Here is an 18457-nt window from a genome sequence, read left to right on the forward strand (position 1 = left end):
GAGACATCAGGATCAAGAGTAGCATAGGAAGTGGAGTTACTGACGAATGATATGAACTGAAAATAGGAAAGGCCAGGTGAACAAGAGTTGAGTGAAAGAAGACGAGCGAAACAAGAGGTAGCATTACCGGCAACCAAGCAGGAATCAGAACGTCTTCGATTATGGTATACAAGCCCGGCGTCAAATTGGAATGAGGCTCTTCCCATAGGAAATGGGCGCCTCGGGGCAATGGTGTCCGGTATGATCGGCCAAGATAAAATCCAGCTTAACGAAGATTCAATTTGGTACGGCGGCCCTGGACGTGCAGCTAATCCTGCAGCTCAGCCATATTTAACAGAGATTCGGCAAATGCTGAAAGACGGCAGGCAGGCGGAGGCAGAACATTTGGCACGAATGGCTATGACTGCTTCACCAAAATATGAGCAGCCGTACCAGCCACTTGGAGATTTGATTTTAAAGTTTCTGGATTCCAGTGAGGTTATAGAAAAATACGAGCGGGAGCTCGACTTGGAGCAAGCGGTCGTTACGGTATCGTACCGTTGTGGCGGGGTTCGCTATTACAGGCAATATTTTATAAGTGAACCGGACGGTGTATTGCTAGTCCGATTGACAGCTGACAGACTTGGCAAGATCACGTTGGCTGCGAATCTTATGCGTCGTCCGTTCGATACCGGCTGTAGCACTGGTCCTGCAAACACAGTTTTAATGAATGGGGAATGCGGAGCGGATGGCGTTCGCTTTTGCACAGCACTAAGGGCAGTTCAACAAGGGGGCCGCCAGAGGCTCATCGGGGATTACATCTCTATTGAGGGGGCAGACTCCGTCACCCTTATGCTGGCAGCGCAGAGTACCTTCCGTGTAGATCAACCTGAAAAAGCCTGTCTAGAGCAATTGGATCAAGCTACGGCTCAGTCTTTTGCAACTCTAATAAAGCAGCATAAGGAGGAATACAAGTCCCGGTTTGCTCGATTTTCAATCGATTTAACTAAGGATGGAGACCCGTACGCTGAGCTTCCTACCGATAAGAGATTACAGCGTTTACAGCAAGCAAAAGATGAAAGAAGCAATCCCAATGAGTCTGGTGATCCGGGACTAGTTGCACTATATGTACAGTATGGGCGCTACTTACTGCTTTCCAGTTCTCGACCAGGTACGTTGCCTGCTAATCTGCAAGGCATATGGAATGATAGCTTTACCCCGCCATGGGAATCAAAATATACAATTAATATTAACCTCCAGATGAATTACTGGCCTGCCGAAGTCCTAAATATGGCTGAATGCCATGAACCGCTGTTTGATCTGATCGAACGGATGCAGTTGAACGGTCAAGAAACGGCAAAAGAAATGTATGGCTGTCGCGGTTTTGTTGCTCATCATAACACTAACTTATGGGCGGAAACCCGACCAGAAGGCATCCTAATTACCTGCACGGTCTGGCCAATGGGTGCTGCTTGGTTATGCCTTCATTTGTGGGAACACTACCGGTTTGGACTGAACCTTTCTTTTCTCAAGGAAAGGGCCTATCCAGTGATGAAGGAAGCAGCGATTTTTCTGCTTGATTACATGGTAGAGGAAGGTGGCTTACGAATTACTGGGCCTTCTGTCTCCCCGGAAAACCGCTTCCTACTTTCGGACGGAAGCAACGGCAGCCTCTGTATGGGACCATCCATGGATTTGCAAATCGCATATACATTGCTATCCGCCTGTTCAGAAGCGGCATTAATTATCGGAGAAGAAGATACAATGTTTCTCTCTGAACTACATGAGACGCTTGAACACATTCCACAGCCGAGTGTGGGCAGTCATGGACAGATTAAGGAATGGCTGTTTGACTACGAAGAGCAAGACGCAGGTCACCGGCATATTTCTCAGTTGTTCGCATTACATCCGGGGGAACAGATTGACATGAGGCACACCCCTGAGCTTGCCGCAGCAGCCCGGCGAACGCTTGAACGCCGCCTTGACGGAGGTGGAGGTCATACCGGCTGGAGCAGGGCATGGATCGTCAATTTTTATGCCCGTCTCGGTATGGGTGCGGAAGCCTATGAGCATTTAATTAAACTGTTAACCTCCTCCACGTATTCGAATCTTTTAGACTGCCATCCACCCTTTCAAATAGACGGAAACTTTGGTGGAGCAGCTGGGGTAGCAGAAATGCTGCTGCAATCCCAACGAGGAGAACTTCGACTATTACCTGCCCTTCCTAAGGAGTGGTCTTCAGGCAGCATAAGGGGGATGAGAGCAAGAGGTGGTTTTACCGTTGATCTTTCTTGGAGCCAAGGAAAGCTTGATGAAGCGACGGTTCACTCTACGGTTACCGCTGAATATCGAATTTGGTCTGCCGTTCCGCTCGATCTGCCAGAACAATTTCTTATTAGCAATGGTCAGGGCTTCGAATATACTTTTTCTTCGGTTGCAGGGAAGTCCCGCAAGATTCGTGCACAATAGTCAATCGTAATAAAACACAGGCAAGCCGAAAAATCTCCATTTTGAAGACCTGGATATTGGATTAACATTAGCCATACAACAAAATCCAAACTGCAACCAAAGGAGCGATATTTATGCCACAACAAGTGCCAGCCGCATTGCCAGCGAGCAGGCCAGATCTTTCCCCATTCCAAAGACGAATGACCAATTTGCGCAAATATAAAGCGCTGTATCTCATTTCACTTCCGGGCATTATTTTTTTTATCGTATTTAAATACTTACCCTTGGCGGGATCCATCATGGCCTTTCAAAACTACAACATATTCAAAGGTTTTACAGGCAGTCCGTGGGTTGGCCTTGATCAGTTCCGGCGGATGTTCACCTATCCAGAGTTTTTGAGAATTCTTGAAAATACTATCCTGATCGGCCTATATGATATGGTCTTTGCGTTTCCGGTTCCCATAATATTCGCCCTCCTTCTTAATGAAGTGAGAAAAGCTTTCTATAAACGGATTTTGCAGACCGTCGTTTATTTGCCCCATTTTCTCTCATGGGTCATTATTGGGGGGATTATGATTGGCATTTTGTCCCCAACGACAGGTATCGTGAACCAGATCTTAAATACTTTTGGGCTCGACTCCGTTTATTTTCTGGGCGAGGACTCGTATATTCGTACCATCCTGGTTGGAACAGGCATATGGAAAGACAGTGGATGGGGAACTATTGTTTATTTAGCCGCACTCGCTGCTGTGAATCCTGAGCTGTACGAAGCGGCTCGGATTGACGGAGCAAATCGTTGGAAACAAACCTTATCTATAACGATCCCGACGATCTTGCCCACTATCATGATTATGTTCCTGCTTCATATCGGTAACTTCCTTGATTTTGGCTTTGAGCGAGTGTTTGTATTTATCAATTCGCTTAATGAGACCAATGGAGATATTCTCGATACTTATATATACCGAGTGGGTCTTATTGATCAGCAATACAGCTATACAACAGCTATAGGCCTCTTTAAATCGGTCGTCGGACTGTTGCTAGTCATGATCGGGAATACGCTTAGTAAAAAAGCATCAGGGGATGGACTTTACTAGAAAGGAGTCGAAGAGTAAATGAAAAATAAAGGTCGCCTGTTTGACGTTTTCAACTATATATTTCTGATGCTGGTCGGGTGCTTGATGGTCTTCCCTCTGCTGCATGTGCTCGCCAAATCATTTAGCAGCACTCATGCCATTAATGCAGGCGAGGTTAAGCTATTCCCTGTAGATTGGACGCTTATGAATTATCAAGTTATTCTTGGGGATACCTCCATCTGGAGAGCTTTCATGGTAAGTATATTTATTACCGTTGTCGGAACGCTTATTAATCTGATTTTAACTGCATCACTGGCCTATCCTTTATCCAGATCCGAATATTCGATGCGCAAAGGAGTTCTGATTTTAATCCTAATTACGATGATATTTCACGCTCCGCTCATACCGAACTATATGGTCATCAAAAACTTGCACTTGATCGACTCTTTATGGGTATTAATCATCCCATCGGCCATCAGTGCATATAACCTGTTCATCATGCGTTCTTTTTTCTCAGCCCTGCCTACTGAGCTGATAGACAGCGCGCGAATGGATGGAGCGGGAGAGCTGCGCACGATGTGGAGCGTCATCCTTCCTTTGTCCAAACCTGTTATGGCAACTATGGGCTTGTTCTACGCGGTATCCCATTGGAATTCTTATTCATCGGCGTTGTATTTTATCAATACACGAGCGCTTTATCCACTTCAGCTGCGGCTTCGGGAAATCGTACTGAGTAACGACCTTGGGCAAGCGGGCAGCTTATTAGAAAACGTAAATGAGGTATCTCCGGCAGGTGTGCAAATGGCAGTTATTGTCGTCTCCGTCATACCGATTATTATCGTGTATCCGTTTCTGCAAAAGTATTTTATCAAAGGGATGTTAATCGGATCTATTAAGTCTTAAATCAATCAGCTTGCATCATCCTTTAAAAGAAACAGCCATCTGCTTATCAAAATATGGTAAGATATAATCCAAACTCAAAATGGAAGCGTTGCCAAATATCGCAACTTCAAATCAATTTCATACCACAAGACAACTGATTCTGATTCCATTCCGGAAGGGATTTGATACAAGTGCGAGTATTGATTGTAGAAGATGAGCCTGTCATTCAAAAAGGATTGGTGAAGATGGTCCAGCGTTATCCGGTCTCATTCACCGCGATTTATACAGCCGACGACGGCGAAGCAGCCTTAGAAACTATCCAAAAGCTAGAACCGCATTTAGTGCTGACAGATTTGCGCATGAAGCGGATGGATGGCCTTGATTTATGTGAACGAATTCACCGTGATTACAGTCATGTCCAGGTGGCAGTCATTTCCGGGTACAATGACTTTCAATATGCACAACGAGCAATGGCCTATGGCGTTAAACGGTATTTACTGAAGCCGGTTCTCCAGCAGGATGTGCATGATATGCTGAGAGAACTGATATCAGGCATGACAGGCAGCATTATTCCTGTTCATAAATACGTGGATTGGGCCGAACAGCTGGAACAACACATCTGGCTGCTGCAACGTGATGAGACTAACCGTCTGCTTGATGAAAGAGAAACATCCGGTTTATTTGAAGGATTGAACGTCTTTAGCATGGATGCAGTGCTGAATGATTGTCTGCAAATGATCGTAGATCGCTTGGAACGCCGAGGCTGGAAGCCTCCGTCCCGGTGCTGCGGAGATGTGAAAGCCGCCAATACGAAAAAAGAAACGATGTTAGCATTTGTCGCGATAATAAACGGTATACTTGCGGAGCTGCAACTTACTCGCAAAGGCAACTATAAGGACCCGGTTGAAGAAGCAAAAGCTTTCATTGATAAACATCTGGCTGAGGATGTGTCGTTAGAAGAAGTAGCCAAACGGGTGGGACTTGCCCGCACCTACTTCAGCGCATTATTCAAAAAAATGACGGGGGAAACCTTCGTACACTATCGGATCCGGAGACGAATGGAGGAAGCGCGCAGACTTCTTGCCGTACCCACCATGACAATCAGTGACATCTCGATTCATGTAGGTTACGAGGATTATCCTCATTTTACGAAGACATTTAAAAATCTCGTGGGTGTGTCACCTTCGGAATACCGTGCTTCGTTTGGCATTGAATAATGAGAGCAACCCTCAGCCGGAAGCTGCTATTTTATTTTACCATTGTCATCTTACTTTCCCTGTCAGCGCTGGGGATTTCCTTTTACAGCATTTCTGCCAAGCAATTGCAGGCAAGCACTGAAAACCAAATGATTCAGATCGTAAATAATGCAGTTCATCATACCAATCTATATATTTCATCCTATCAACGGTCGACCGTGGCGCTACTAACGGATTTGAGAGTTAAAAGATATATTGATCTATCAGCAGATCGTGAGGAATATGAAAATTACCGCTACACGACCGATATTCGCGATGCTATTGTTGAACCTGTATGGATTCGCAATCCCGAGATTGAAGCCCTATATATTATCGGGTATTCCGGGAATGCGCTTTATTATTATAATGGCGGTTCAGCGCCATCTTTTACACAGGAAGACACCGCTAGACAGATCCGGTATTTCAAAGAACATACAGATGTCAGTGGACAGTTGAATGTAATCAATTACAGTATCCGTGGGGATCAAACGCCGATGTTGACCTTAATCCGCAGCATTCGCGGTCTTCAGTCACCAGAGATGAAAGGATTCGTAGGCATCGAAGTCAAAGCGGAGGAGCTCTCTACGTTATGGAAAGGAATCGATCTTGGTCCCGAAAGCTATTTTTTTATTGTAGATGGCGAAGGCAGGATTCAATATCATAACGATCAAAACAAAGTAGGGACGTTGATTCCCGATAGTCTTGGCAAGCAAATTGAGCAAGCAGGAGAGGCGATGTTCCGCAGTTCGGCAGAGGGCGTGGAAAAATCTTATATCAGCCGTAATGCGGAATATTCCGGTTGGCATCTGGTTGTATCCATCCCAGACACTCAGCTGCAAAAGCCGCTAATTACCATCCGGAATTATATTATTGTTGTCGCGATTTTGACATTTATGATAGCGCTGTTTCTGGCAAGCCGATTTGGTAAGTCCGTTACTACACCCATCCGTATACTGATGAAAGGAATGAGCCAGACCGAAAAAGGAAATTGGGAATTAATCTCCCTTCCGAAAAGCCAGGATGAGGTCACTGGGCTTATCGTTCGTTACAATCTGATGGTAACCCGCCTGTCAGAGCTTGTGGACACCGTGTATCAGTCAGAACTGAAGAACAAGGAAATGGAAGCTGAGCGGCAGAAGGCCGAATTCCAATCCTTACAGCTGCAGATCAACCCTCATTTTCTATACAATACGCTCGAAACGGTGGTCTGCTATGCAGTAATTCAGGATTCAGATGAAATATCAGAAATTGTCGGAGCCCTGTCCTACATGCTGCATTATTCGGTGCGCACCAATCTTGAAGAGATAACCGTAGCAAATGAGCTGAAGCATGTCATCCATTATATGGTCATTATCAATCACCGGATCGGAAGGCCGTTTGAAATCGATGTGCGGATAAAGCCTGAAATGCTTCTGCGCAAAATGGTTCGCTTGACCTTACAGCCACTTGTGGAAAATGTGTTCCAGCACGCCTTTCGGTATGGTGTTGAAGATTATCACACAATTACGATTGATGCTGGAGAGGATGGCGATATCTTCTGGGTCAGCATTACGGATAATGGCAGCGGGATGACCCCGGAGCGGCTTGAAGAACTTCGCCTCAAACTGAGCGAAAATCGACTTGCCGATGTGGAGGAAGGGAAAGGAAGCCCAGGCGGCATCGGTGTGCAAAATGTTCATCGCCGGATTCAGCTTGTCTTCGGAGAAGAATTCGGCGTTGACGTAGAAAGCAGTCCAGATTGGGGAACACGCATGATCATGAGAATGCCGATTTCCGGAAGGAAGGAACATCAAGTGCTTAATGCATAGGTGCTAATCGCCGAAGAGAAAGAGGATCAAAAGGCTGTCCTGAGGTCCGAACCGCGGACTTTTGGGGATGGCCTTTTTTTAAAACGATAACCGATCACAAAAAAACACATCCCACAATAATCCACCCCATGGGAGTGCTGTTGATACAGCTTTATGATGGGTACAGGTAAACCAAAAACCTTTTTATACTAATAAGGGGGATTATCCAGATGAAAAAATGGGTTAGTCTGATCCTATCCACGGCGCTTGTCTCAAGTCTCGTCGCAGGATGCGGAAGCAATGAAACATCGGACGGTAACGTCGATGCAGCAGGCGAATCAAAACCGCTTAAATTTAGTATTTCGTTAAACACAAGCGGAAACGCTTACACGGAAAGTTCTAAAGACATTAATACTGATAAGTGGGTCAAGGAGTTGGAGAAACGGGCGAATGTCGATTTAGACATTAAGTTAATTCCTTTGAAGGACTTTGATTCCAAAATGGCTGTTATGTTCGCTGGCGGTGATATTCCGGATGTCGTACAAAATGTCGGAGGGGCTACGGATAAATCGATGGCTGGGTCGGTTCAGGCTGGTGTTTTTATGCCGCTGGATGATCTGCTGAAGGAGAATGCGCCCAACCTGATGAAGGTTGTCCCGCAGGAAGCATGGGATGAAGTCAGCTACGATGGAAAAATATATGGCATTCCGACTTGGCTCAGCAATCCGTCTCGACGTGCTACCTTTATCCGAACTGATTTATTGGAGAAAACAGGCCTTCCGGTACCAGTAACGATTGAGGATTTCTTGAATGTGCTGCGCGCTTTTAAGAAACTCGGTGTGAGCGCTCCTTATCAGATGCGTGAGAACTTCAAGTATGCAGATATCGCATTTGGTGCATATGACGCGCTTGGCTATCAGTTTACAGAGGATAATGGAGAGATCGTACCCAAATTTTATAATTCCGAGAATATGGAAAAAGCACTGAACGTATACAAGACGATGTATGACGAAGGCCTCATTCAGAAGGATTTTGCGACAATTCAAACGGCACAGTATGGTGAAAATATTGCTGCAGGCAATGCAGGGATCTGGACAGCTAATGCGCAGAATCTCCTGGATTTCCGGACCCAGATCGCCGCGTCCAATCCGGAAGCGAAAGTGGATATTATCTCGTCGCCAACCGGTGACCATGGACAAAAAGGATACGGTTTGTATAGTTCGGTCAATACCTCACTGTATATCAACAATAAGGTCAGTAAAGAAAAGGCTGCCCGGATTGTCCAAATGTTTGAATGGATGCAGACCCCGGAAGCCAGTAATTTCTATAGCTTTGGGATTGAAGGCGAGAATTACACGGTAAAAGACGGAAAAGTTGATTATAAGCTGCCAGAGAACAAGGCTGCCCAAGATGAAGAGAAATTCCGCACACAGCTGCGCTGGGTAGGAGACGGAACAATCAACCGCGAACGAACTGAGCTGCTTACGGGTGGTAAAGATGTTTTGAAAGCATTGGATGAAACTCTGAGTAAAGAAGGCTTAGGGGGCATCGGATTTGTACCTGATCTGGAGTCTTTCAGCAAGTTCCCTGATCTTGCCTCCAAACGTCCCGATCAGGCACCAAAACTGATCATAGACCATATGGTCAAAATGATTTATGGCAAAGAACCGATTAGCGATTTCCCAAAAGTCATCGAGGAATATAAGCAAAAGGGCGGCGAAGAAATCTTAAAAGAAGCAACAGAACGCTACAAAAATAATGAGGGAATTCTTAATCAGCAAAGCCGGAAATAGATAGATTCTCAGGAAGCCTCTTCATTCGAAGGGCTTCCTGCCAGTTAGGAGGGAGATCAATGAGTCAAACTGCTTTGTGTGATGAAATCATGCGTCTTCCTGTAATCGATACACATACCCATCTCGTCGGCGATAAGCTAAACGCGGCTGACTTCTGGGAAATAGCCGATTATTTCTGGTTGAACCAAGAGCTTCAGTCAGCAGGATATCCGGCGGATGCGGACCAACTTTCGAAAGAGAAACGGGCTGACTCTTTTGTTAGAGCTTACCACGCTTCCCGTAATACGATGATGAATCGTGCTTTTACAGCAATCATGAAAGATTTGTACGGTATCTCCATCACTGATTCAGAGTCGGTGTTCAAAGCGGATATAACGGTTAAACAGCAAAGTAACGATCCCGACTGGGCGCAAAACGTAGCTGACCGTCTGCATGTGCAGCGGTTTATTGTAAACCGTTCGGAGCATGCCAACTTTGCACACATGAGAGAAAACGCTCTACTGATTCCTCGAATTGACTCCTGGCTGCCTGAGCTGGCAAAGAATATTGCAGATGCCTCTGATCCCAACCGGGAAGCGGCTTATACTCTAGCGAAAAAGTTTATTAGCGAGCAGTTGCACTCATATCAGACGATGGGCTGTCCGGGAATCATGACTACGTTGCCTGCCTTTGAAGCCAATGCTCATGATGTTTACAATCTTAGCAGCGTAACTGGACCGGATGAAATCATGATGCTGCTCCTTCATCATATCTGTTCGGAACTGCAAGTAAGAGGAATGTTCTTGCAGCTGTTTCTCGGCGTCGAACGCAGATGGTGTAATACATCGGCTGCGCCAGTTAACGATCCGCTACGGATTGTTAAACTGTATGGTTTGTTTGAACGGTATTCCATTTCGTTTGAGCTGGTGGTGGCTTCAGAATTAAATAACCTGGATATTGTGCAGGCTGGATGGAATTTCCCTAACGTTCATGTAGGTGGGATGTGGTGGTATAACTTCAGACCCAGTACCTATTTGCAGAGCATGCAGTATCGGTTAGAGGCACTCGCCCCGCTCAAGTGTTCGCTCATTGTCTCGGATGCGCGCTGTATCGAATGGACATATGGCAAGCTGCTGATCGTTAAAAAAATACTTGCGCGATTTTTGGAAAGTCAAATAGCGGAAGGCTGGATCAGCCGGGAGGAGGCGCTGAATATTGCGGCGGAATGGCTACATGGCAGTGCTGCTAAACGTTATGGACTAACAGATGTAAAGCAATAAGCCGTGGAGGGAGAAAATGACTTTTTCATTGATGGACCGAATGTTGCCTGCTCCTTTGAACGGAGGGTTCCGCATGGAGGATTGGTGGGTGTGGTGCGGATCAGCTGTGCGTGGCGAGGATGGGCGTTTTCATTTATTTGCATCCCGTTGGCCGAAGTGGCTGCCGATGCATCCGGGATGGTTACTCCGCTCAGAAATTGTCCGCGCATCTGCCGATAACGCGGAAGGACCTTATACGTACGAAGAAACCGTACTACCCGCAAGGGGAGCGGAATACTGGGACGGACGAAGCACCCATAATCCGCATATCCTTCGTTATGGTGATAAGTATCTGTTGTATTATATGGGTTCCACTCATCCATTCGCTGAGCCGCAGCCTAATGAAACAGTGGAATTTGACGACTATCGGGTGATTGCCGCTCGTGCCAACAAACGTGTTGGCTTAGCTATAGCCGACAGTGTATTCGGACCATGGACAAGGATGGACGCACCTATTCTGCCTACACGTCCGGGCAGGTTCGACAGCTTCCTCACATCCAATCCGGCTCCTTGTATCCGCGAAGATGGCTCCTTGCTATTGGTATATAAAGCCCGCAAATATGAGGGCAATTCCTATGGACAGATGACGCTTGGCATTGCCGGTTCATCTAAGGACGAAGGGCCATATAAAGTAATTAACAACGCACCGCTGTTTCCACCAGAGCGGTCTCATATTGAAGATCCATTTATCTGGCGGACCACGGACGGGTACCAAATGATCGCCAAGGATATGGATGGCCGGATATGTGGAGAAAAGCACGGTGGGATATTTGCATCATCTACGGATGGAACCGACTGGCAGCTGGCTGATTCAACGCAATCGTATTCCCGGCGGGTACTCTGGGAGGACGGCACAGAGCAGTGGATGGGCAGCTTTGAACGTCCGTTCCTATTATTTCAAGAAGGGGTCCCTACCCATTTATTCGCTGCAGTAGCAGATGGACCGGGAGGGTTTCGAAATGCGAAGCACACTTGGAATATGGTCATTCCACTACGGACAACGTTTTAAAAAATTGAATTTCATAAATATCATCAGTGTTAACAGGAGGAACTAAAATGGGTGAAGTAATACCAACTCAACAAACTCGCGGACTGCTAATTTCGGAGTCTACTCTGGAATGGGCGGATGGCGCATGGCAACAAATTGTAAATAAAGTGGAAAAGACTAGTAAGCGAATTGGTGTTAGTTTTCCGCATGCCTCCGTGAGCGGAGTATACGATAACATGCGTCCATCGTGGTGGACAGCAGGGTTCTGGCCGGGTATTATGTGGCAGATTGCCGCAGAAGGTAATCATCCGGCGCTGCAAGAAATCGCCGAGCAAATTGAAGAGAAATTGGATGAACCTCTTTATGCCCTTACCGTACATCATGATGCTGGTTTTATATGGACACTCTCAGCTTTGGCCAATTACCGAGTGACTGGTAATGAACGCTCCAAGCAGCGCGGGTTGATGGCTGCTGCTCAACTGGCCAGCCGCTTTAACCTGAAAGGGTCATTTATCAGAGCCTGGCATGACACGGAGACGATAAACCGGGCGGGATGGTCCATCATTGATACTGTAATGAATCTGCCCTTACTATACTGGGCATCGGAAGTTACAGAGGATCCGCGTTTCCGGCATATCGCCGCTGCGCATGCGGAAACGGTAGTTGAGCATTTTTTACGTCCGGATGGATCAAGTTATCATATTCTGGAGTTCAACCCGGAATCAGGCGAAAAAATCGGCGCTATGGCCGGCCAAGGTTATGCGGAAGAATCCGCTTGGGCACGGGGCAGCGCATGGATGATTTACGGTCTTACTTTGTCTTTTCACTATACCGGAGAGAATAAGTTTCTAACGGGAGCTAAAAGAGCTGCGCACTTCTTCTTAGCTAATCTTCCGGAGGATCATGTACCTCACTGGGATTTCAGGGCACCTGATGCAGGCGAAAAGCCGCGTGATACCTCTGCTGGTGCATGTGCGGCATGTGGCTTGATTGAGCTGGCAAAGATCGTACCACAGGCGGAAGCCTCTTTTTACCTGCGAGCCGCAGAACAAATCGTTCGCTCACTTTATGAGAATTATGGGACTTGGGACATTCCGGAAGAGGAGGGCTTGATTCTTTCTGGAACATCCAATCTTCCAGGGGGTGTGCACATTGATACGCCACTGATCTATGGCGATTATTTCTTCGTCGAGGCTGTATCTAAACTCCGCGGAGCCGTTCTTCAGTTATGGTAAGGAACGGAAAAACAACAGAAAACCTTCTCGATGATCCGTATAGTATACAGTCGGTCGAAACTCCGATAGATAACGAGCAGGCTCGGCGTATGGAATGGTGGCAGGAAGCCAGGCTCGGCTTGTTTATTCACTGGGCCCCTTATGCCCTGCCTGCGGGTGAATGGAAGGGAAAAGAAATACAAGCTTCTTACAGTGAGCATATTATGCTACGCGCGAAGATCCCAGTGGCTGAATATGAGGAAATGGCCGCAGCGTTCAATCCATCAGCTTTTGATGCAATGAAGTGGGTACGGACTGCCAAGCGTGCTGGCCTAAAATATATCATCTTTACAGCTAAACATCACGACGGCTTCGCGATGTATGACTCAAGTGTATCCGAATATTCGATCGTCAAGCACACCTCATTGGGCCGTGATCCCCTTCGGGAACTAATGGAGGCATGTCGTGCGGAAAAAATGGTACTCGGAATTTACTACTCTCATGCGATGGATTGGCATGATCCAGACTCTCAAGGGAATACCTGGGATTATCCACTGAATATCGGCGCTTACGATGACGTTCAAACGTGGATAAATGATACCGATAAACGCACCCGCTTTGAACGATATTTGCACAGCAAATCAATCCCTCAAGTCCGTGAGCTGCTGACGGACTACGGCAAAGTTGGTTTAATGTGGTTTGATTGCGGAGGCAAACTGACCCGTGAGCAAGGAGAAGCGTTTTTGGCGGCGGTTCATGCAATTCAGCCAGAATGTTTGGTCAATAGCAGAGTATGGAAAGCACCACTTGGAGATTATTCAAATACATCTGATAATCAACTTACGACTCGTAACCTTGGTAAGTACTGGGAGAATATTATTACGTTAAACGACTCATGGGGGTATAAGAGATCCGATCACCATTGGAAATCCCCTGTAACTATCATCCGCCAGATCATCGATGTTGTAAGTAAAAATGGAAATCTGGTAATCAATATCGGCCCAACAGCAACAGGGGAATGGGATCCGGTATCCGAATCCATTTTGCTTGATGTAGGAGATTGGTTAAATACCAATGGGGATAGCATTTACGGTGCTGGAGAATCGCCCACAGCCAAACCGTCATGGGGCAGATGCACTCTGAAAGGAAACACATTATATCTGCATGTTTTCGATCTTAAGAAGAGAAATAAGCTAATCGTCCCCGGTCTGAAGACCGCTGTTCAAAAGGTATTTGCTTTAGATGGAGGGGAGGAGCTGATTTTCACAAAGCTATCTGAGCAGGATCTGGAAGTCGAACTCCCCAGCTTACCGAACTTTGCCGAAAATTCTAACAACATGCCGCTGGTCATCGCAATTGTCTGTGCAGAACCTGTAGAAGGTAATCCAATCCGATTATTGGAATTTGGAGAAGATACCTTACAAGAATTAGGGGTATTTGAAAGTGAGATCGTTGGTCCAACCCTCCGTTACGATACAGGAAAAAAAGACCATGATAATCTGTTGGACTGGAAGGATAGAGAGGATACCGCAATTTGGCATGTCCGGACATTAGGTCCGGTAAGATTTCAGGTTAGTATCGAATATCGCAGCGAAGAAGGAGAGAATGGTGGTGGCGGAGTCTACCTCATCAAGGCAGCGGATCAAATTTTACAAGCTAAAGTTCATTCTACTGATGGGGTTAGTAATTTTCAAAGCTTTCAAGTAGGTGAGCTGTATTTCCCCACGGCAGGAGAATATACGATTCAATTGCAGGCAGAGCGTATTACAGGGGGTTATTTGATGCAGCCTAGATGTTTAAAACTACTGCAACTATGAGATTTTTATATTGAAATAATGCAAAAGAACTCAAATCACTTGGGTTCTTTTTTTTTGTTGATTTAAGGAATGTTGTTGACATATTGCCCTCGGGTAAATATATTGTATATAAGAATAAAAGTTTACCTAGGGAAACAAATTGGATCAAAGGAATCATTGTTTCTATCGGGAAATAAATTAACAGGATGAACAGAACAGTGCTACATATGAACTTAACAGAGATAAGGAGTTTTTTTATGATTGAAATCAGAAACCTAAACGTAGATTATTTCGGTAATTCTGCACTAGAAAATGTAAATATTGATATCCCCTTTGGGTATACAATCGGAATTATCGGACCAAATGGTGCGGGAAAATCTACATTCATCAAGTCATTGTTAGAGGTGATAAAGAAGAGAACAGGATCAGTTATGGTGGAGGGAAAAGATATTTCTGAGTACAAACGGAAGATCGCATATGTGCCGCAAAAGAATGACATTGATCTTTCTTTTCCAATCACGGTAAGGGATACAGTGCTGACTGGAACTTACCCAAATTTGCGAATCTTCCAGCGTCCCGGAAAAACAGAGCGGCAAAGAGTCGAGGAATGTATGGCGATGGTGGATATAAGTGATCTTGCGAATAAACAAATCAGCAATCTGTCCGGGGGACAACTCCAAAGAGTTTTTATCGCCAGGGCGCTTGCACAACAAGCAAATGTATTTTTTTTAGATGAACCTTTTGTAGGCATAGATTTAGTCAGTGAGAAAATCATTGTAAAGCTGCTAAAACAACTTCGCGAAGAAGGAAAAACCATACTCATCGTTCATCACGATTTGCATGAGGTCGAAGAATATTTTGACAAAGTCATCATTCTCAATAAGAAATTAATTGCTTTTGGTGACGTTAAAGACACCTTTACGCCAGAGAATATCCTCAGCGCCTATGGTGCCTCCTTAGGTAATCTGGTGATCAAAGGGATGGGGGTGACAGATCATGATTGATTATTTCTCAGGAGTATTAAACATTCCGATATATGCACTTAACGCGGGATTATCTGCTATCATTCTTGGAATTGTATCAGGGGTTTTAGGAAGCTTTATTGTACTTAGAAAGATGTCATTAATGGGAGATGCGTTATCACATGCGGTGTTACCCGGGGTGGCATTATCTTATATCTTAGGCATCAACATTCTTCTTGGAGCTTCACTATTTGGACTATTAGCAGCGGTTCTCATTCAATTTATTACAAGTCGCAGCAATATTAAAAGTGACACCTCTATCGGCATTATTCTCAGCTCATTTTTTGCGCTAGGTATCGTCCTAATTACTTTTGCCAAAAGCGGGCTTGATCTAACTCACATTCTGTTTGGTAATATTCTGGCCGTCCCACAGTCGGAGTTAATGCAATCCTTTATTATTATGATTGTTGTTATTGCCATCATTTCATTGCTGTATAAAGAGCTTTTAATGAGTTCGTTTGATCCGGTTGTTTCCAAAGCCTATGGGTTAAAAACAGGGTTCTATCATTATTTATTGATGATGCTCCTATCTGTGGTTACCGTATCTTCGTTATCTCAAGTAGGAATTGTGCTTGTGATTGCAATGCTGGTTATTCCGGCTGCTACATCCTATCTCTGGACGAATAAGCTGTTCCACATGATTATCCTGGCTTCTACAATTGGCGCTGTATCAGGGATTATAGGTGTAATTGTAAGCTTTAAATTCAATTTACCTACAAGTGCCACGATTGTTCTGGTCGGCGTAAGCATGTTCGGAATTTCATTTATAATCTCACCCAAAAATAATTTTTTCAGGAAAGGGTTGAAACAAGGATGAAGACCATAAAAATACTCTCTTTGACAATGTTTATCGTACTTCTTACCGCATGCTCAAAGGTTAGTGAAGGAGATGCAGACCATGATAAGCTGCAGATTGTTGCAACATACTCCATTATCGCTGATATGACCGAAAACATTGTAGGGGAGAAAGCTGAAGTTTACAGTATGGTACCCATCGGAACAGATCCGCATATGTACGATCCATTACCCAAGGATACAAGTAAGGTTTCTAGCGCAGATTTAGTGTTTTATAACGGTTTGAACCTAGAAACAGGTAAGGGGTGGTTTCAAGATCTTCTAGATGTGACTAATAAAAAGGATGTTGCTTTTGCAGTCTCAGATGAAGTATCTCCGATGTACCTAACAGAAAAAGGAAAAGAAACACAGGTAGATCCTCATGCCTGGCTGGATATTCAGAATTCAATAAAATATGTAGATATCATCACAAAACGTGTAATCGAAAAGGATCCCGACAACAAAGAATTTTATCTTAATAATCAATCGGAATATGTTAAGAAACTGAATGAATTGGATCAATATGCAAAAGAAGCAGTCGAAAAAATTCCACAAGAGAAACGTATCCTTGTTACCAGCGAAGGAGCATTCAAATATTTTTCCAAAGCTTACGGATTTGAATCAGCTTTTATCTGGGAGATCAATACGGATAGTCAAGGAACGCCTGAACAAATGAAAAACATAATTAAGATCATTGATGAAAATCAAGTGCCTGCATTATTTCTGGAAACTAGCGTAAATCCAAAAACAATGGAAACTATCGCAAATGAAACGGGAGTACCGATACACTCTAAGATTTTCACCGATTCTTTAGCTAAGAAAGGCGAAGAGGGCGACACATACATTAAGATGATCAAATGGAATATTGATAAAGTTATAGAAGGTTTATCACAATCCTAAATGCCGGCTCCAAGCCTATATTAACCGACCTAAGATTCAGTTTTTTAGCTGATTCTTATGTCGGTTTTTTATTGAATAAAATCTACATTCGAGCCTCGAAATAATACGTTTACGCCTTGGGATAACCTGCTACAGGAAATATCTTCTTGTCTACTTTTCAAAAAAATCTTGGTAAGGTAGAGGCTAACACTTAATAAGAGGTGAAGAGTTGTCATGATTAAGAAACACTGTTTGTTCTGTGATGAGATTGTTTCCATTGAACCAGAAGGCGATAACGATAGATATATAGGCTGTTCTTGTTCACCAGGCGGGTTTTATAGTCTACGTAGAGACAGCTACGAACCCATTAATTCGCTCCCGCATCAAAAGAAACGCGACATGCTTCATGTAGTATCTGCTTACATACGTGAGCTGACTGATTGTGATGAAAAGATCACTATATCTGCTGATGATTTAGAGTCCATTGTAAATTCACCAAAAATACCTGTGAGCATTGAAGATAAAGGAAACCATCTACTGCAATATTTATATAGACATTCTGAAGGCCCGGGGGAAGCGGTTGTCATTCAACCCCTCTCTAGCAGCTATAACTTGACGTATTCTCCCAATCTGCAAGAGCTGGTATACATCATAGACAAGTTGATAAGTGATCAGCTTCTGATCAGGGAAGGCATGACCTTTAAGCTTACTGAAACCGGCTGGAATGAAGCTGCGGAAAGCGCTGGAGGTAAAAAACTAAAACCTTGTCTCGTGCTCGTGTCGGATGAAGAAAATTTGTCTACAACATGGCTGGAGAAGTTATTGCCCAAAATAGAACAGTGTGGTTTCCTGCCGCGCTTATTAACACATACGAAAACTCAAAACGGCGAAAAATACGAGTTGGATCAAATCGCAGAAAGCAAACTGATTATCGCAGATTTAACGGGGCAATCCCCAGAGGTGTATTTTTCAGCGGGATATGCACTTGGTTTAAACATACCCGTATTATGGACCGTAAACAGTATTGAGGCGGATAAACTTTTTGTACAGCTTAAGGATATTCGTCCTATTGTGTGGGATTCAGCAGAAGAGCTAGCAATTATACTGCAGCAGAAGTTGAGTTAACCCGCAAATTTCTTGCCATGACTCGTCAAACGAAGCTGAAATTTAAACAGGTGTCTTCTTAAATGAGGACGCCTGTTTCTTATGTTACTGTAAGAACACTATCA

14 protein-coding genes are annotated in these 18457 nt (G+C 44.7%); all 14 read left to right on the forward strand.

Features of this window, described 5'->3' with window-relative positions:
* Positions 1 to 87 precede the first annotated feature (87 nt).
* The 14 genes from NST58_RS15985 (at position 88) to NST58_RS16050 (ending at position 18353) form a co-directional block, all read left to right on the forward strand.
* On the forward strand, positions 88 to 2448 hold the full coding sequence (locus NST58_RS15985; RefSeq protein ID WP_076280648.1) for a glycoside hydrolase family 95 protein: 2361 nt from the start codon (positions 88 to 90) through the stop codon (positions 2446 to 2448).
* A gap of 179 nt (positions 2449 to 2627) precedes the next feature.
* A complete protein-coding gene (locus NST58_RS15990) occupies positions 2628 to 3521 on the forward strand; it encodes an ABC transporter permease subunit (RefSeq protein ID WP_076190487.1) in 894 nt (297 codons plus the stop codon).
* 18 nt (positions 3522 to 3539) lie between these two features.
* Complete coding sequence (locus NST58_RS15995; protein WP_076125649.1) at positions 3540 to 4403, forward strand: carbohydrate ABC transporter permease; 864 nt, start codon at positions 3540 to 3542, stop codon at positions 4401 to 4403.
* Positions 4404 to 4573: 170 nt separating this feature from the next.
* Entirely contained in the window at positions 4574 to 5599 is a 1026-nt protein-coding gene (locus tag NST58_RS16000; protein WP_076276512.1) for a response regulator, read from the forward strand.
* Positions 5599 to 7425 carry a histidine kinase gene (locus NST58_RS16005; RefSeq protein WP_339248708.1) on the forward strand — a complete coding sequence of 609 codons (1827 nt, stop codon included), beginning with the start codon at positions 5599 to 5601 and terminating at the stop codon, positions 7423 to 7425. The genes NST58_RS16000 and NST58_RS16005 overlap by 1 nt, the downstream gene beginning before the upstream one ends.
* A 209-nt stretch (positions 7426 to 7634) precedes the next feature.
* Positions 7635 to 9197, forward strand: a complete 1563-nt coding sequence (locus tag NST58_RS16010; RefSeq protein WP_111504065.1) for an extracellular solute-binding protein — start codon at positions 7635 to 7637, stop codon at positions 9195 to 9197.
* Positions 9198 to 9256: 59 nt separating this feature from the next.
* Positions 9257 to 10456: a glucuronate isomerase gene (locus NST58_RS16015; protein WP_339248709.1), complete on the forward strand. Its 1200-nt coding sequence runs from the start codon at positions 9257 to 9259 to the stop codon at positions 10454 to 10456.
* Between the two features lie 16 nt (positions 10457 to 10472).
* Entirely contained in the window at positions 10473 to 11504 is a 1032-nt protein-coding gene (locus NST58_RS16020; protein ID WP_179088137.1) for a glycoside hydrolase family protein, read from the forward strand.
* Between the two features lie 47 nt (positions 11505 to 11551).
* Positions 11552 to 12718: a glycoside hydrolase family 88 protein gene (locus NST58_RS16025; protein ID WP_076303762.1), complete on the forward strand. Its 1167-nt coding sequence runs from the start codon at positions 11552 to 11554 to the stop codon at positions 12716 to 12718.
* Positions 12712 to 14514, forward strand: a complete 1803-nt coding sequence (locus NST58_RS16030) for an alpha-L-fucosidase (protein ID WP_339248711.1) — start codon at positions 12712 to 12714, stop codon at positions 14512 to 14514. The genes NST58_RS16025 and NST58_RS16030 overlap by 7 nt, the downstream gene beginning before the upstream one ends.
* A 239-nt stretch (positions 14515 to 14753) precedes the next feature.
* Positions 14754 to 15497: a metal ABC transporter ATP-binding protein gene (locus NST58_RS16035; RefSeq protein ID WP_305953683.1), complete on the forward strand. Its 744-nt coding sequence runs from the start codon at positions 14754 to 14756 to the stop codon at positions 15495 to 15497.
* The gene (locus NST58_RS16040) at positions 15490 to 16332 is read left to right on the forward strand and encodes a metal ABC transporter permease (protein ID WP_036677866.1); all 843 of its coding nucleotides are present in this window, start codon (positions 15490 to 15492) and stop codon (positions 16330 to 16332) included. Before NST58_RS16035 ends, NST58_RS16040 begins: the two co-directional genes overlap by 8 nt.
* Positions 16329 to 17249 (forward strand): metal ABC transporter substrate-binding protein, encoded by a 921-nt coding sequence (locus NST58_RS16045; RefSeq protein WP_076099247.1) that lies wholly within the window; start codon positions 16329 to 16331, stop codon positions 17247 to 17249. The genes NST58_RS16040 and NST58_RS16045 overlap by 4 nt, the downstream gene beginning before the upstream one ends.
* Before the next feature lie 213 nt (positions 17250 to 17462).
* Positions 17463 to 18353, forward strand: coding sequence for a hypothetical protein (locus tag NST58_RS16050; protein ID WP_339248712.1), 891 nt, complete (start codon positions 17463 to 17465; stop codon positions 18351 to 18353).
* Positions 18354 to 18457: the final 104 nt, after the last annotated feature.

The sequence above is a fragment of the Paenibacillus sp. FSL R10-2796 genome, assembly GCF_037965315.1.
Taxonomy (GTDB): Bacteria; Bacillota; Bacilli; order Paenibacillales; family Paenibacillaceae; genus Paenibacillus_AQ; species Paenibacillus_AQ odorifer.

What these genes read in the sequence shown, in the direction of transcription:
- NST58_RS15990 (WP_076190487.1), top strand. Translation starts at nt 2,628, where the DNA reads ATGACCAATTTGCGCAAATATAAAGCGCTGTATCTCATTTCACTTCCG.
- NST58_RS15995 (WP_076125649.1), top strand. Translation starts at nt 3,540, where the DNA reads ATGAAAAATAAAGGTCGCCTGTTTGACGTTTTCAACTATATATTTCTG.
- NST58_RS16005 (WP_339248708.1), top strand. Translation starts at nt 5,599, where the DNA reads ATGAGAGCAACCCTCAGCCGGAAGCTGCTATTTTATTTTACCATTGTC.
- NST58_RS16010 (WP_111504065.1), top strand. Translation starts at nt 7,635, where the DNA reads ATGAAAAAATGGGTTAGTCTGATCCTATCCACGGCGCTTGTCTCAAGT.
- NST58_RS16015 (WP_339248709.1), top strand. Translation starts at nt 9,257, where the DNA reads ATGAGTCAAACTGCTTTGTGTGATGAAATCATGCGTCTTCCTGTAATC.
- NST58_RS16020 (WP_179088137.1), top strand. Translation starts at nt 10,473, where the DNA reads ATGACTTTTTCATTGATGGACCGAATGTTGCCTGCTCCTTTGAACGGA.
- NST58_RS16025 (WP_076303762.1), top strand. Translation starts at nt 11,552, where the DNA reads ATGGGTGAAGTAATACCAACTCAACAAACTCGCGGACTGCTAATTTCG.
- NST58_RS16030 (WP_339248711.1), top strand. Translation starts at nt 12,712, where the DNA reads ATGGTAAGGAACGGAAAAACAACAGAAAACCTTCTCGATGATCCGTAT.
- NST58_RS16040 (WP_036677866.1), top strand. Translation starts at nt 15,490, where the DNA reads ATGATTGATTATTTCTCAGGAGTATTAAACATTCCGATATATGCACTT.
- NST58_RS16045 (WP_076099247.1), top strand. Translation starts at nt 16,329, where the DNA reads ATGAAGACCATAAAAATACTCTCTTTGACAATGTTTATCGTACTTCTT.
- NST58_RS16050 (WP_339248712.1), top strand. Translation starts at nt 17,463, where the DNA reads ATGATTAAGAAACACTGTTTGTTCTGTGATGAGATTGTTTCCATTGAA.